Consider the following 13,666-nt stretch of genomic DNA (forward strand, 5'->3'; position numbering starts at 1 on the left):
TTGTGGGGGGATTGATTTTTCCAATCGGCTGGGCCGTGTCGATAATGTAATTTAGTTTTTTGCAATCGACATACTTAAATCTATAGAGATTTTCTAATTTGGCAATAGGCAATTGCGCGGGGCAAAGCATTGGCAGGCCATTTTCTGGCGGCTACGGTGGCCTGATTACAATGGTGGGTTGCCGTGCGATTGGCGGCAACATGGGCATATTTTTCACCTTTCTTCACACACAGCATGACTACCGAAACCCTTCAGGTCACTTCCGTGACCACCAAAGCGAATGTTTACTTTGATGGCAAATGCGTCAGCCACGATTTGCAATTGCCCGATGGCTCGCGCAAATCCGTGGGAGTGGTTTTGGCAGCCGAGTTGAGCTTTGGCACGGCGGCACCGGAGCGCATGGAGTGTGTGGGCGGAGCCTGTGAGTATCAACTGGAGCCGCAAGGCCCGTGGCAAACCTGTGAGCCAGGGCAGTCGTTCAGCATTGCGGGCGATTCACGCTTCAATATTCGCGTGGCAGAAGCCTTCCACTACATTTGCCACTACGGTTGAGCGGAACGATGGGTTCCATCGGGCACGGGTTTCTGCCCTGAAAAGTAAAGGAACCGCTGATTAATTCCGCCCGAGTCGCCGCGCGCCCTGTCGGGATGGGCTGCAAGGCGGTTTTTGGGGTCAATAGTGGTGCTATTGACCCCAAAAGCCAACGTAGCAGACCGCCCGAGAGGGGGATGCGGCGGCCGGGGGGAATTATTCAGCGGTTCCTAAAAGGCAATTACCAGCCCAAACCAATGCGCAAGGGCAGGTACACGGCCATTCCCACGACGATGGTGCCCAGGATGCCGCGCCGGTAGAAGTAGTAGGCGGTTGCGGCTGGAATGGCCCAGAGGCGGGCATTCTGCCAAGTGTCTGCCCATTCCCCATGGGCAGTCATCAGCACTTCCGGGAAGATCACCGCAGACAGGGCGGCCAGCGGTGCGTATTTCAGGCCGCGCTGGAACCAGGCGGGCAGGGGGATTTCCCGGTCGGGAAACAGGAAGAAGCTGCGCGTCAGTACCGTGGTGACTGCCAGGCCGATGATGGCCGCCAGTGTCCAGGGCCAGTCTGGGAGGTTCATGGGGTGTGCCCACCGTGCTGTTTCAGGGTTTTGTCCATGCTTTCGTAGAGCAGGCCAATGGCCACGCCAGCGGCAATGGCCACCAGAATGTTCAACTTCAGCGGCAGGGCGAATGCGGCAATGGCGGCAGTGCCTGCCACTACGGTGGCCAGCCAGGTGGCACGATCGACCAGCAGCGACAAGGCTACGCCCAGAATCGCCAGAATGCCGGCAAAGCCCAATCCCCACGAGAGCGGAATGATCTGCGCCAGAAAGATGCCCAGCACCGATGCCGCCTGCCATGACAGCCAGGAGACAGTGGCCGCACCCCAGAAATAGCCTTGCTGTTCTGCATCGGGCGCGGCATTGCCGTAACGCTTGAAGAACAGTACGAACATCATGTCGGTGGTCAGATAGCCCATCCAGACGCGCTTGCCGCGTGGCAGATGGCCGAAATGCCGTCGCCACATGCTGCTGAAGATGACGAAGCGCAGGTTCACGCAAATGCCGGTCAGCCAGATGACCCACAACGGTGAACCGCTGGCCAGCAATGGCAGTACTGCCAGTTGCGAACTGCCGGCATACACCAGCATGGTCATGGTCAGGGCCAGCGGAATGGAGAGGCCGCTTTTCACCATGGCCACGCCGGTGACCAGCCCCCAGGCTGCTACGCCCAGCGTGACCGTGCCCTGATCGCGTATGCCCAGCCGGAAGCCGGGCATGCGCCAGAACGGCAAGGCGGTGTTTGTCATGCTTGCGGGGTTTGGAAGCATTCCCCGGCCTGTACGGCAAAGCCATGCAGCCATTGGGCCACGTCCAGGCGTTTACCGCCTGGGCGTTGCAGAGTGGTCAGGCGCAGGGCAGTCTGACCACCGCAGGCCACGTCAATGCCGTTGTTTTGTACCTGTACGATCTGGCCGGGCTGGGCTGTGTGTTCCGTGTCACTGGGCAGGGCCAGGGCAGCCCAGATCTTGAGCATCTGCCCATGCAGGCTGGCCTGTGCGACGGGAAAGGGATTGAAGGCACGGATGCGGCGTTCCAGTACGTCGGCGGGTTCGCGCCAGTCCAGCAGGCTTTCGGCCTTGCCGATTTTGTGGGCGTAGCTGATGCCATCGGCAGGTTGGGGGACACGCTGGAGGGTGGCATGGGGCAATTGATGCACGGCATCCACAATCAAGCGGCCGCCCAGCGTGGCCAGCCGGTCGTGCAGGCTGGCGGTGGTGTCGTAGGGGGCGATGTCCAGCGATTGCGTCAGCAGCATGTCGCCGGTGTCCAGCCCTTCGTCCATTTGCATGATGGTGATGCCGGTGGAGCTATCGCCTGCCTCAATGGCACGGTGGATGGGGGCCGCACCGCGCCAGCGGGGCAGCAGGCTGGCGTGGATGTTCAGGCAACCATAGCGGGGCAGCTCCAGCACCCAGCGCGGCAACAGCAGGCCATAGGCGGCGACGATCAGCACATCCAACTGTGCCTGTTCCAGTTGTTGGCGCGCCGACTCGGCCTCCTCAGCGAAACGGCCATCCAGCCGCAGGCTGGTGGGCTGGGCCACGTCAATGCCTTGCTGCACGGCCAGTTGCTTGACGGAGGATGCCTGTAATTTCATGCCGCGACCGGCCGGGCGGTCGGGTTGGGTGAGCACCAGCGGTACCGACTGGCCATCGTCCAGCAGGGCTTGCAGGGCAGTACGGGCGAATTCAGGGGTTCCGGCAAATCCGATGCGCATGATGGGTAGCTTCAGGTAGGGAAAAGGAGCGACACCGCCACGGATGGCGTGGTGGCGATTGGATACTCAGGGCGACAGCAGCCGATCGGCAGCCGGGTCTTGAAAAATGCGCACTTCGCTGACTTTGCGATCGTCGCTGAACAGAATGTGAACGTAGAAATCCTGGTGCCGTTCCCGGAACGCATACTGCCAGTAGGGCGCATTGGGTGGTGCGGCGGCTGTGGTGGATTCTTCTTCTGCCGCTGCCCGCAGCAGGCTCCTGGGTTGTACGCCCTGGCGCAGCGGTGGCCCAAAGGCTTGCAGGAGTTCCAGGTGGCCGTCCTGTTCTATCTGGATTTGCGTGAAGGCTTCGCGGGTCCAGGCCGGGCGTTGGGCAATGAGCAGGCCTGCGGCATCGAATACCAGCAATTCGCGTGCACTGTCATCCCGGCTGCCCATGGGATAAAACCAATGCGACTTTCCATCGACGGCGTACACAGCCAGTGGTGTGCCGCGTATTTGCTGCACCTGGGCTTGCGACTGGTTCAACAAATCCTGCCGGGCGACAGGGTCTGTGCTGGCGCAGCCTGCGAGGGTGAGGGTGGCGCACAGGCACAGCAGCGAAAGGCGATTGCGCCCACCGACAAACAGTGCGGCAGGGGATATCCGGCGTGAGCAGGGCAAGCGTGTCATGGTGTGGCAATCAGGCTTTTTGCAGCTTGAGCATTTTGGTCTTGATGCGGTTGCGCTTGAGGGGGGAGAGGTATTCAACAAAGACCTTGCCCATCAGGTGGTCCATTTCGTGCTGCACGCAAACGGCCTGAAGCCCTTCGGCCTCGATGACGCGCCATGTGCCGTGTTCATCCTGCGCCTTGACGTGCACTCTGGCATGGCGTTCCACACCGTCGTAAATGCCGGGCACGGACAGGCAGCCCTCATCGCCAACTTTCTTTTCCGTACTGACCCAGACCAGTTCGGGGTTGATGAGCACCAGCGGCTGGTCGCGCTCTTCGCTCGTATCCATGACCAGCAGGCGTTCGTGAACGTCCACCTGGGTGGCCGCCAGTCCCACGCCTTGGGCATCGTACATGGTTTCCAGCATATCACTGGCAATGCTGCGGATGCGTTCATCCACTTCGGCCACGGGTTGGGCCACTTTGTGCAAACGGGGGTCGGGATATTGGAGAATGTTCAGGATGGCCATGGTCAGGATTTTGTAAACTGTCGCTATTTTCGCCATTTTTATGAGGCATCGCATGGTGGCCGGAAAAAATCATTGATTTGCTTGGGGCTTGCAATCACAATCAATCGATTTTGTTGCAAATGCCTACAAATTGCGAATTGCGCTATGGCTTTGTGTGTGGCATTGATGCCGGTCTTGAAGAAATGTTCTCAATCATGATGGATACCAGAAAACTGTCAGGGGTTCCTGCATCGTCGTCGGCGATCGCTCCAAAGGGCTTTGTGCGCAAGGTGTTGGTGGCGGCATGGGTACTGGCTGCGGCGGCTGGAATAGGTGGTGTTGCTTCTGCGCAAACAGCCGTGGGTTCGGCCTCTGGCAGCCTGGCACTGGCATCTACAGGGCAGGGGGTGCCCGTGGCCCAGGTGCGCAGTGATGCGCCTGTGGTCTATACCGTTGCGCGCGGCGATACGTTGTGGCGCATTGCCGGGCTGTATCTGAACCAGCCCTGGCGTTGGCCAGAGCTTTGGGGCATGAACCGCGACACCATCCGCAATCCACACCTGATCTATCCTGGGCAGGTTCTGCATCTGGATGTGCGCGACGGTCGTGCCCGCATCGGGCTGGGCACTGCATCGGGCCGTGGAGGGCGTGCGGGAGCAGGCAATACCGTGCATCTGTCGCCCACAGTCCGGGCCGAGTCGCTGGATGCCGTGCCTCTGCCCACCGTGCGCCGCGATCTGATTCAGCCATTCCTGGTGCGCCCTGTGGTGCAGTCGGCTGAAAACCTGGAGCAATTGCCGGTGGTGCTGGCCTCCACCGAAGAGCGGCTGGTGCTGGGCAATGGCGACAGTATCTATGTGCGCGGCACCGAAAACCTGCCACTGTCGGGGCAGAGCGGCACGCCACAGGATTTTTCCATTTTCCGCGAAGCTCGCCCATTGCAAGACCCGGACAGCGGCGAAGTGCTGGGGTATGAGGGCGAGTACCTCGGGCAGGCACGTCTGGCGGTTGGTGAATCCTGGCGAGATGGGGTGGATAAAGACGGCAAGGTGGTGCAGGAATACCTGCCTGCCAAGTTCGATATCACCCGTGTAGTGACGGAAATACGCACGGGCGACCGGCTGAGCCTGATTACCGAATCAGCCGAATATGCCAACTTTGTGCCGCGCGTGCCACCTCAAGGGGTGTCTGGCAAGGTGCTCTCCATCTATGCCGATCAGGCAGTGAACAACGCGGTGTCGAATCAGGTGGTGGCCATCAACCTGGGGGCACAGCAAGGGGTGGAGCCAGGGCATGTGTTTCAGATTCTGAAGGCAGGTCGCCTGGTGCGGGACCCCGATAGCCAGAAACCTGCCCAGGTACGCCTGCCTGATGAGGCCAATGGTGTGCTGCTGGTGTTCCGGGTGTTTGATCGCGTGGCCTATGGACTCATCATGGATGTGGCAGATGGTGTCAGTGTGGGTGACAAGCTGGTCAGCCCACAGCCCCAGTGACCGTTCGCTTTTGAATGCGCATGGCGGACGGGGTATTCGATGCAGACATCGCGCCTTGGCTGCGTTTGCTGCATACGCCTGGGGTCGGCGCAGTCAGTGCGGCTGCGCTGCTGAAGGCCTTTGGCACTCCTGCCCAGATATTCCGGCAACCTGTCGCGGCTTTGGCCGAGCATGTGGGGCTGGCCAAGGCCCGTGCCTTGCAGGCGGAGCCTCCAAACTGGGAACAGGAGCGGGAGAAAGCCCGCATTTGGTTGCAGCAACCACAGGAGAGCGACGCGCAGGGCGTACCCGTCACGGCACGCGCCATCTGGACGTTGCACGATCCGCGCTACCCACCTGCCCTGCGTGAAATTGCCGATCCACCGGTGCTGTTGTATGTGCAAGGCAAACCGCAATGGCTCTGTGGTCAGTCACTCTGGCATGAGCAGATGCTGGCAGCCGTGGCAATGGTGGGCAGCCGTTCGCCTACACCGCAGGGTATTCTCAATGCCCGCCAGATGGCCAACCAGTTGCAGCAAATGGGCATGGTGGTCGTTTCCGGCCTGGCTCTGGGGATCGATGCCGCTGCGCACGAGGGCGCGTTGCAACAGCCTGTGGAGCTGGCTCCTCCAACGATTGCCGTGCTGGGGACGGGCATCGACCGCATCTATCCCCGCCAGAATCTGGCACTGGCCCAGGCGATTGCGCGCCACGGGCTGGTGGTGAGCGAGCAGCCTTTGGGCACTGCTCCACAGGCACACCACTTTCCCCGCCGCAACCGCATTGTCACGGGCATTTGCCAGGGCACGCTGGTGGTCGAAGCGGCCCTGAAGTCGGGTTCGCTGATTTCTGCCAGGCTGGCACTGGAGCAGGGGCGGGAAGTGTTTGCCATTCCCGGCTCCATTCATTCGGTACACGCGCGGGGCTGCAATGGGCTGATCAAGCAGGGAGCCAGATTGGTGGAAAGCGTGCAGGATATTCTGGATGAATTGCCTCAGGTATTTGAGCGTCTGGAGGGCTTGCGTGGCTCCGTGGCGAGCACCGATCCTGTACCCGAGATATCACATTCTTCCGTGAAAGATCATCCAGTTCCCATATCTGCTGCTTTAGTGAAAGCACCTGCACCCATCGTATCCAGTGTGCAGACGACCCATGCTCGCCTGCTGGATGCAATGGGTACAGAGCCTGTCAGTCTGGACACACTGGAAGCCCGGCTGGGATACTCGGCCGCAGAGCTGCTGGCGCAGTTGCTGGAACTGGAGCTGGAAGGTGACGTGCAGCGGATGCCTGGAGGCTGGTTTCAACGCCTGTTCATGGTCTGAGAACGTGTTTACGATCTCGGCACGGTGCTGTATGGCTACGCCATACCCTGTAGGTTGCACCTCAAAAACCGCATCTGCGGCGTTGAAAATCCTCGCCGGGCCACCAGCCCGACTGCGGTTTTCGCCTTGCAGCTGTGATTTTTGAGGCACAACAGCACTCGTGCCGAGATCGTAAACACGTTCTAAGGTGAGGGCCAGCTTGCCTACACGCTTTTATATTACTTTGTATAAATAGATTATCGATAAATATTATTTGTTGATATAAAGAGTGCTCACTATGATGCCGCCCTTATCGGTGTGGCATTGCCTGTGCGTAGGTTAGACGCAGCCTGGAAACGGTTTCTCCGTATGCCTGCACCGCCATCTACACAAGGAGCATTCACATGAAGAAAAGCATACGCCAATCCCTGGTGGGCGGTCTGATCGGGCTGGCACTGGCTGGTGCCGCATGGGCGCAATCGGCCACGATTCTGAACGTCTCCTACGACCCTACCCGTGAGTTCTACCGCGAATACAACGCAGCCTTTGCCAAGCACTGGAAGGCCGACAAAGGGCAGGATGTGACTGTGCGCCAGTCGCATGGTGGCTCCGGTTCACAGGCCCGTTCCGTGATCGACGGCCTCGATGCCGATGTGGTGACACTGGCCCTGGCCTATGACGTGGATGCCCTGCGCCAGAAGGCCCAGCTGATTCCTGAAAACTGGCAGGCTCGCCTGCCGGGCAACAGCTCCCCCTATACCTCTACCATCGTATTGCTGGTGCGCAAGGGCAATCCCAAGAATATCAAGGACTGGGATGATCTGGTGCGCGACGATGTGGAAGTGATTACCCCCAACCCCAAGACTTCGGGTGGGGCACGCTGGAACTACCTGGCAGCCTGGGGTTACGCGCTGAAAAAGAACAATGGTGATGAGCAAAAAGCCTTTGATTTCGTGAACAAGCTCTTCCAGAACGTGCCGGTGCTCGATCCGGCCGCGCGTGGAGCCACCAACACATTCGTGCAGCGTCGCCTGGGTGACGTGTTCATTGCCTGGGAAAACGAGGCTTTCCTGTCCGTCGAGCAACTGGGCAAGGGGCAGTATGAGATTGTCGTGCCTTCCGTCAGCATTCTGGCCGAGCCACCTGTCACCGTGGTGGACAAGAATGTGGATCGCAAGGGGACACGCGAAGTCTCGCAAGCCTATCTGGAATACCTCTACAGCGATGAGGCGCAACGTCTGGCAGGCAAACACTACTACCGCCCCAGCAATCCGGCCATTGCCAAGGAGTTTGCAGACCGCTTCCCTGCGGTGGAACTTTTCACGATTGACAACTTGTTTGGCGGCTGGGAGAAGGCCCAGAACACCCATTTCAACGATGGCGGAAAGTTCGACACGATTCTGGAAGCACTGTCCAAGCGGGCTGCCAAGTAATCGGCACTGCTTCTTTTTCATTCAAGAACAACAACATGATGGCCAGAGCGAGGGCTTGATTGCCTCGCTTGCGGCCTTTCCCGCCCTGATCTGGCTTTGAGAGTGGTTGCTCCATGTCCTTTCTGCCCACGGTGAAAAAACAGCGTGTCATTCCCGGCTTCGGCCTGACCATGGGTTTTACCCTGCTGTATCTGACCTTCATTTTCCTGATTCCGGTGGCGGGCTTGCTGCTCTACACCTCCTTCATGAGCTGGGAAAACTTCTGGGCCGCCATCAGCCACCCGCAGGTGGTGCAGTCCTACAAGCTGTCGTTTGGCGCATCTCTGGCTGGAGCCACCATCAACCTCATCTTCGGCTCGCTGGTGGCGTGGGTGCTGGTGCGCTATGCCTTTCCTGGCAAGAAGCTGATCGATGCCCTGGTGGACTTGCCCTTTGCCCTGCCCACTGCCGTTGCCGGTATCGCCCTGGTGACGCTGTACGCATCCACGGGATGGGTCGGGCAGTACCTGGAAGTTTTTGGCATTCGCATCGCGTACAGTCAGTTGGGTGTGGTGGTGGCCCTGACCTATATCGGCCTGCCGTTTGTGGTGCGCACCGTGCAGCCCGTGCTGGAAGACCTGGAAGCCGAGCGCGAGGAAGCCTCCGCCAGTCTCGGAGCCAGCCGCTTCACCACCATTCGCCGGGTAATCCTGCCATCCCTGCTGCCTGCGTTGCTGACCGGCTACGCACTGGCATTTGCGCGGGCAGTGGGGGAGTATGGCTCGGTGGTTTTCATCTCCGGCAACATGCCTTATCGCACCGAAATCACGCCCTTGCTGATCGTGGCAAAAGCCGAGCAGTACGACTACCACGGTGCGGCCGCGATTGGCACTGTGATGCTGCTGGCCGCTTTTGCACTGTTGCTGCTCATCAACGGGCTGCAATGGTGGGCATCCCGCCGCAGCCATTGAATACCCTGTTCTACAACCGGTTTTGCTTTGCCACCACAGGAAATGACCATGAGTGAGGCTGTCGTCCCATCTCCCCAGGCCACACGCTCCAGTGCCGATGTTGCGGCCCGCTGGCGGCGCGCCACCGAAGAACCCGTCTGGCTGCGCTGGACGCTGGTGGGCATTGCCCTGCTGTTTCTTGCCCTGATGCTGCTGTTGCCTCTGGCCGTGGTGCTGTACGGGGCCTTCGAGCAAGGCTTGCAGGTCTGGGCGGCGGCGATTACCGAGCCAGACGCGCTGGCAGCCATCAAGCTGTCCTTGCTGGTGGTGTTGATCGTCGTGCCCATCAATACCGTCTTTGGCGTGGCTGCTGCATGGGCCATTGCCAAGTTCGAGTTTCGGGGCAAGCCGGTGCTGATTTCCATCATCGACATGCCGTTTGCCATCTCGCCGGTGGTGGTCGGGCTGATTTTCGTGATTCTGTTCGGCTCACAGGGCTGGTTTGGCCCATGGCTGTCGGCGCACGACCTGAAAATCATCTTTGCCGTGCCCGGCATCGTCATCGTCATCCTGTTTGGCACCATGCCATTTGTGGCACGCGAACTGATTCCGCTGATGCAGCAGCAAGGCAAGGAAGAGGAGGAAGCCTCGCTCACCCTGGGAGCCAGCGGCTGGCGTACCTTCTGGCATGTCACCCTGCCCAACATCAAGTGGGGCCTGATCTACGGCATCATCCTCTGCAATGCGCGTGCCCTGGGTGAGTTTGGCGCGGTCGCCGTGGTCTCGGGCCGGATTCGCGGTGAAACCAATACCATGCCGCTGCACATCGAAGTGCTTTACAACGAATACCTGTTCACAGCCGCCTTTGCGGTGTCCTCGCTGCTGACGGGGCTGGCATTGGTCACCATTGCCATCAAGAGCTTTGTCGAGTGGCTGGATGAGCGCAACCGTCACCCGGACAGCGTGTGAGCCATCCTCTGCACACCATCCATGTCAGTAAGTACCTTGCACAACCCCCTGAAAAGAGAACACGATGAGTATTGAAATCGACCAGGTCAATAAGCGTTTCGGTGATTTCGTCGCGGTGGACAACGTCAGCCTGCACTTCAACGAAGGGGAACTGACCGCCTTGCTCGGACCTTCCGGCTCCGGCAAGACCACTCTGCTGCGCATCATTGCCGGTCTGGAGCAGCCCGACAGCGGGCGCATCCTCTTTCACGGCGAAGACACCACCGACAAGCACGTCAGCAGCCGGGGCGTGGGCTTTGTATTCCAGCACTATGCCCTGTTCAAGCACATGACGGTGTTCGAGAACGTGGCCTACGGCTTGACCGTACGCCCCCGCAAGACCCGTCCCAGCAAGGAAGAAATCCGCAAGAAAGTCTTTCACCTGCTGGAGATGGTCCAATTGGACTGGACGGCCAACCGCTTGCCCTCGCAGTTGTCGGGTGGGCAGCGTCAGCGCATTGCTCTGGCGCGTGCACTGGCAGTCGAACCCAAGGTGCTGCTGCTGGATGAACCCTTTGGCGCACTCGATGCCAAGGTGCGCGCTGAACTGCGCAGCTGGTTGCGCCGCCTGCACGACGAAATCCACGTCACCAGCGTTTTCGTGACGCACGATCAGGAGGAAGCACTGGAAGTCTCGGATCGCGTGGTCGTCATGAACAAGGGGCGGGTAGAGCAGGACGGGCATCCCGAAGAGGTATACGACAACCCGGCCAATCCCTTCGTGTTCGACTTCCTGGGCAATGTGAACCTGTTTCGGGCACGGGTCAATCAGGGCGTGGCACGTATTGGCGCAGTGCAGCTCAGCGTCCCGGAATACGCGGGACAAGCAGACAGTCCGGGGCTGGCCTACATCCGGCCCCACGACATCGAAGTGCTCAACGAGCAGCAGCCCGACAGCCTGCATGCCAAGATTGAGCTGATCTCGGTGGTCGGCCCTCGGGTGCGCTTGGAATTGCAGACAGATTCCAGCGAAGAAGTGGTGCATGCCGAACTGTCCAAACACCATTTCCGTCAGTTGAACCTGGGGCAGGGCGGTGATGCCTGGATTCGTCCGGTGCGCAGCCGCGTGTTTCTGGAAGATGGAGTGGCAGCCAAGACCTGAATGATCTTCAGGCATCAAGCCCCTCTCGTTTCCAGCCATCCCTGCTGCGTCGCACCAGGGATTTTTTGCTTTTGTGTCACCGTATGGCACAGGCTGATGCAGGTTTGTGCTAGGTGTGGGGGCAATAATTCTAATGCCAACTCGTGATTTCTTGAAGAAAATTATTGAATTTCCATAAGCTGTTGATTTATTGCATTCTTTTGGAGAACTCCACAGTTCCTGTGTATAACTTTGTGGAAAAGGCTTTGGAATGGTACGTAAGCCATTGACACAGCAATGTCATACACAAATTGCCCTTTCCATAGGCAAATAAATTAAATTTATTTAAATCAATGATTTATGTTTTTTTGTATAAAAAATAGATACCCAAATAAAATTTTCGGAAGTTCGACGGCAGCAGTGGATGCAGGGGGACGTTCTTGTGCATAACTTCATGCTAAATCACTCTGGAAAAGAACTTTTTGGAGAGGTAGCCAAGAATTTCGTGGTAAGGGTGACATGAATGATTTTTATAAGAAATGAAAACTATTTCTACCTTTGTATGGTGACATTCCGATCTGATGACTTGCTGGAGCGAGGCGTCCGTTGAACCATCCGCCCCCGCAGGGTGGTGGACTATCGAAGGCTTTTTGCATCTTCTGTATGGCATCGTTGTTCGCGAAGCTTACATGCGCGGTCTTGCACTGGTTGTCTCTCTGCAACGGTGCGGACGCTCCTTGGATGGTTTGTGCGGTTTTTCGCACAGTGATGCGTGAAATTCTGGAATTTCGCTCTTGATATTATTTTTTATCTATAAAAAACATAGCTTTATTTGGTTTTCTGATGGCATGGATATTGCCTTTGGATAGGGGGCAGGTATTTCCTGCCACCCATCGGCCTTTACCGCGTGTGGTTGCGTGAAGGCATGAAAAATCCAGGCGAACGGCCTGTTGGCATAAACATCAGGAGACACAAATGATTAGTAAAAATAATGCCTCTGGCATGGCGGATGAACAGCCGCGTCACATTGCAGACCTGACCGTCAAGCAGCGATTTCGTTCCATTTTCAGTGGTTCTGTTGGAAATCTGGTTGAGTATTTCGACTGGTATGTGTATGCAGCATTTGCATTGTATTTCGCCCCCAAATTCTTTCCGGCTGGAGACCAGACTGCACAGTTGATGAATACGGCTGCGGTGTTCGCGATCGGGTTTCTGGTGCGCATTCGGGATTATGGTCAAGGCTTTGACAATATGGCACTGCAACACCTGTTCGAACCTTTTTTCACCACCAAAGGCCGAGGTGAAGGGCTGGGATTGGGGCTTTTCATCTCGCGGGTCATCGTGGAGCGTTTTGGCGGTACCCTGCACGCAGGCAATGCCAATCCCGGAGCCTGGCTGGAAATCACTTTGAAAAGAGCCTCTTCATGAACCAATCCCAATCGCAGCTCTGGCTGGTGGAGGATGATGCCATCGTTCGCCGTGCCTGCCAGCAATCCCTTGCACTGGCCGGATTTTCCTCCCGTGTTTTCGAGAGCGCGGAGGCTGTGTGCGCTGCGTTGCAGGAGGAGCAGCCAGATACCGTCGTTTGTGATGTGCGTCTGCCCGGCATGGATGGAATGGCCTTGATGCAGGAGTTGCTGCATGCCGACAACCAGTTGCCCGTGATATTGGTGACAGGGCATGGAGACATCACCATGGCGGTGCAGGCCATGAGGGCTGGAGCCTACGACTTCATCGAGAAACCATTTACACCGGAGCAACTCGTGGAAGTGGTGCGTCGAGCCTTGGAAAAACGCCATCTTACCCATGAGGTGCGCCAACTCAAACAGGCATTGGCACGCCATAGTGGTTCAGGCATTGTCGGAAACAACCCCCAGGTGCAGCAGTTGCGTCGGATGGTCGCTACCCTGGGGCCTGCAGCCGTGGATGTGCTGGTATATGGCGAAACAGGCGCAGGCAAGGAAGTGCTGGCGCAAGCTTTGCATGAGGCCAGTGGGCGGAGTGGGCCATTTGTGGCCATCAATTGCGGTGGATTGCCTGAGGGAGTGTTTGAGTCCGAGATGTTTGGTTGTGAGGCAGGGGCTTTCACGGGCGCAGTCAAGAGGCGCATCGGCAAGATTGAAGTTCCCCCCATTGACCGGACACCTTATATTTCTCAAAGAAGGAGTCCATCATGTCTTCAAAACGCCCGCAGTATCCACCTGAGTTTCGCAGTCAAATTGTTGAGCTGGCCAAAGCAGGTCGCACACATGCTGAACTTGCCCGAGAGTTTGGATGCCACGCCACCAGCATTGGCACCTGGGTTCGCCAGAGTCAAATTGATGAAACCGGCGATACGTCTTCAGATGCACCGTTGAGCACCGCTGAGCGCCAAGAATTGACCGCATTACGGCGCGAGCTCAGGCAAGTTAAGCAGGAGCGCGATATCTTGGCAAAGGCTACAGCCTGGTTTGCTCACAAAAGC

14 protein-coding genes and 1 pseudogene are annotated in these 13,666 nt (G+C 58.1%); 10 read left to right on the forward strand and 5 right to left on the reverse strand.

What is annotated here, in order from left to right; all coding sequences use genetic code 11:
• Nucleotides 1-234: 234 nt before the first annotated feature.
• Nucleotides 235-552 (forward strand): pyrimidine/purine nucleoside phosphorylase, encoded by a 318-nt coding sequence (gene ppnP / locus BUE21_RS11655; protein ID WP_073356839.1) that lies wholly within the window; start codon nucleotides 235-237, stop codon nucleotides 550-552.
• A 220-nt stretch (nucleotides 553-772) separates the two neighbouring features.
• Here ppnP and BUE21_RS11660 read toward each other — a convergent pair whose 3' ends face one another.
• The 5 genes from BUE21_RS11660 to def form a co-directional block, all read right to left on the reverse strand.
• Entirely contained in the window at nucleotides 773-1,114 is a 342-nt protein-coding gene (locus BUE21_RS11660; RefSeq protein WP_073356840.1) for an AzlD domain-containing protein, read from the reverse strand.
• Nucleotides 1,111-1,845 carry an AzlC family ABC transporter permease gene (locus BUE21_RS11665; protein ID WP_073356841.1) on the reverse strand — a complete coding sequence of 245 codons (735 nt, stop codon included), beginning with the start codon at nucleotides 1,843-1,845 and terminating at the stop codon, nucleotides 1,111-1,113. The genes BUE21_RS11660 and BUE21_RS11665 overlap by 4 nt, the downstream gene beginning before the upstream one ends.
• Nucleotides 1,842-2,816 (reverse strand): methionyl-tRNA formyltransferase, encoded by a 975-nt coding sequence (fmt, locus tag BUE21_RS11670; RefSeq protein WP_073356842.1) that lies wholly within the window; start codon nucleotides 2,814-2,816, stop codon nucleotides 1,842-1,844. The genes BUE21_RS11665 and fmt overlap by 4 nt, the downstream gene beginning before the upstream one ends.
• A 66-nt stretch (nucleotides 2,817-2,882) precedes the next feature.
• On the reverse strand, nucleotides 2,883-3,488 hold the full coding sequence (locus BUE21_RS11675; RefSeq protein WP_143164513.1) for a hypothetical protein: 606 nt from the start codon (nucleotides 3,486-3,488) through the stop codon (nucleotides 2,883-2,885).
• 10 nt (nucleotides 3,489-3,498) lie between these two features.
• Nucleotides 3,499-3,999, reverse strand: a complete 501-nt coding sequence (gene def / locus BUE21_RS11680; RefSeq protein WP_234971140.1) for a peptide deformylase — start codon at nucleotides 3,997-3,999, stop codon at nucleotides 3,499-3,501.
• A gap of 194 nt (nucleotides 4,000-4,193) precedes the next feature.
• Between def and BUE21_RS11685 the strand changes: the two genes are divergently transcribed.
• The 9 genes and pseudogenes from BUE21_RS11685 to BUE21_RS15190 all read left to right on the forward strand — a co-directional run.
• A complete protein-coding gene (locus BUE21_RS11685) occupies nucleotides 4,194-5,471 on the forward strand; it encodes a LysM peptidoglycan-binding domain-containing protein (RefSeq protein ID WP_159435855.1) in 1,278 nt (425 codons plus the stop codon).
• Nucleotides 5,472-5,491: 20 nt separating this feature from the next.
• Nucleotides 5,492-6,772, forward strand: a complete 1,281-nt coding sequence (gene dprA / locus BUE21_RS11690; protein WP_084523244.1) for a DNA-processing protein DprA — start codon at nucleotides 5,492-5,494, stop codon at nucleotides 6,770-6,772.
• 383 nt (nucleotides 6,773-7,155) lie between these two features.
• Nucleotides 7,156-8,184 (forward strand): sulfate ABC transporter substrate-binding protein, encoded by a 1,029-nt coding sequence (locus BUE21_RS11695; protein ID WP_073356846.1) that lies wholly within the window; start codon nucleotides 7,156-7,158, stop codon nucleotides 8,182-8,184.
• 113 nt (nucleotides 8,185-8,297) lie between these two features.
• Nucleotides 8,298-9,134 carry a sulfate ABC transporter permease subunit CysT gene (gene cysT, locus BUE21_RS11700; RefSeq protein ID WP_073356847.1) on the forward strand — a complete coding sequence of 279 codons (837 nt, stop codon included), beginning with the start codon at nucleotides 8,298-8,300 and terminating at the stop codon, nucleotides 9,132-9,134.
• Between the two features lie 48 nt (nucleotides 9,135-9,182).
• A complete protein-coding gene (gene cysW / locus BUE21_RS11705) occupies nucleotides 9,183-10,082 on the forward strand; it encodes a sulfate ABC transporter permease subunit CysW (protein WP_143164514.1) in 900 nt (299 codons plus the stop codon).
• A gap of 64 nt (nucleotides 10,083-10,146) precedes the next feature.
• Nucleotides 10,147-11,223, forward strand: coding sequence for a sulfate/molybdate ABC transporter ATP-binding protein (locus BUE21_RS11710; protein ID WP_073356848.1), 1,077 nt, complete (start codon nucleotides 10,147-10,149; stop codon nucleotides 11,221-11,223).
• Between the two features lie 981 nt (nucleotides 11,224-12,204).
• Entirely contained in the window at nucleotides 12,205-12,630 is a 426-nt protein-coding gene (locus BUE21_RS14845) for an ATP-binding protein (protein WP_234971145.1), read from the forward strand.
• A pseudogene (locus BUE21_RS11720) lies at nucleotides 12,627-13,313 on the forward strand (sigma-54-dependent transcriptional regulator); the annotation flags it as partial. The gene BUE21_RS14845 and the pseudogene BUE21_RS11720, both read left to right, overlap by 4 nt.
• Nucleotides 13,314-13,375: 62 nt before the next feature.
• Nucleotides 13,376-13,666 (forward strand): IS3 family transposase (locus BUE21_RS15190; RefSeq protein ID WP_084523053.1); only part of this gene is annotated, 291 nt, incomplete at its 3' end.

Source organism: Lampropedia hyalina DSM 16112, from assembly GCF_900129055.1.
GTDB classification, from domain to species: Bacteria; Pseudomonadota; Gammaproteobacteria; order Burkholderiales; family Burkholderiaceae_C; genus Lampropedia; species Lampropedia hyalina.

Excerpts from the sequence above, each read along its gene's own strand:
- def (WP_234971140.1), bottom strand. The coding sequence starts at position 3,999 with ATGGCCATCCTGAACATTCTCCAATATCCCGACCCCCGTTTGCACAAA.
- BUE21_RS11665 (WP_073356841.1), bottom strand. The coding sequence starts at position 1,845 with ATGACAAACACCGCCTTGCCGTTCTGGCGCATGCCCGGCTTCCGGCTG.
- fmt (WP_073356842.1), bottom strand. The coding sequence starts at position 2,816 with ATGCGCATCGGATTTGCCGGAACCCCTGAATTCGCCCGTACTGCCCTG.
- dprA (WP_084523244.1), top strand. The coding sequence starts at position 5,492 with ATGGCGGACGGGGTATTCGATGCAGACATCGCGCCTTGGCTGCGTTTG.
- cysT (WP_073356847.1), top strand. The coding sequence starts at position 8,298 with ATGTCCTTTCTGCCCACGGTGAAAAAACAGCGTGTCATTCCCGGCTTC.
- BUE21_RS11660 (WP_073356840.1), bottom strand. The coding sequence starts at position 1,114 with ATGAACCTCCCAGACTGGCCCTGGACACTGGCGGCCATCATCGGCCTG.
- BUE21_RS11710 (WP_073356848.1), top strand. The coding sequence starts at position 10,147 with ATGAGTATTGAAATCGACCAGGTCAATAAGCGTTTCGGTGATTTCGTC.
- BUE21_RS11675 (WP_143164513.1), bottom strand. The coding sequence starts at position 3,488 with ATGACACGCTTGCCCTGCTCACGCCGGATATCCCCTGCCGCACTGTTT.
- cysW (WP_143164514.1), top strand. The coding sequence starts at position 9,183 with ATGAGTGAGGCTGTCGTCCCATCTCCCCAGGCCACACGCTCCAGTGCC.
- BUE21_RS14845 (WP_234971145.1), top strand. The coding sequence starts at position 12,205 with ATGGCGGATGAACAGCCGCGTCACATTGCAGACCTGACCGTCAAGCAG.
- BUE21_RS11685 (WP_159435855.1), top strand. The coding sequence starts at position 4,194 with ATGATGGATACCAGAAAACTGTCAGGGGTTCCTGCATCGTCGTCGGCG.
- ppnP (WP_073356839.1), top strand. The coding sequence starts at position 235 with ATGACTACCGAAACCCTTCAGGTCACTTCCGTGACCACCAAAGCGAAT.
- BUE21_RS11695 (WP_073356846.1), top strand. The coding sequence starts at position 7,156 with ATGAAGAAAAGCATACGCCAATCCCTGGTGGGCGGTCTGATCGGGCTG.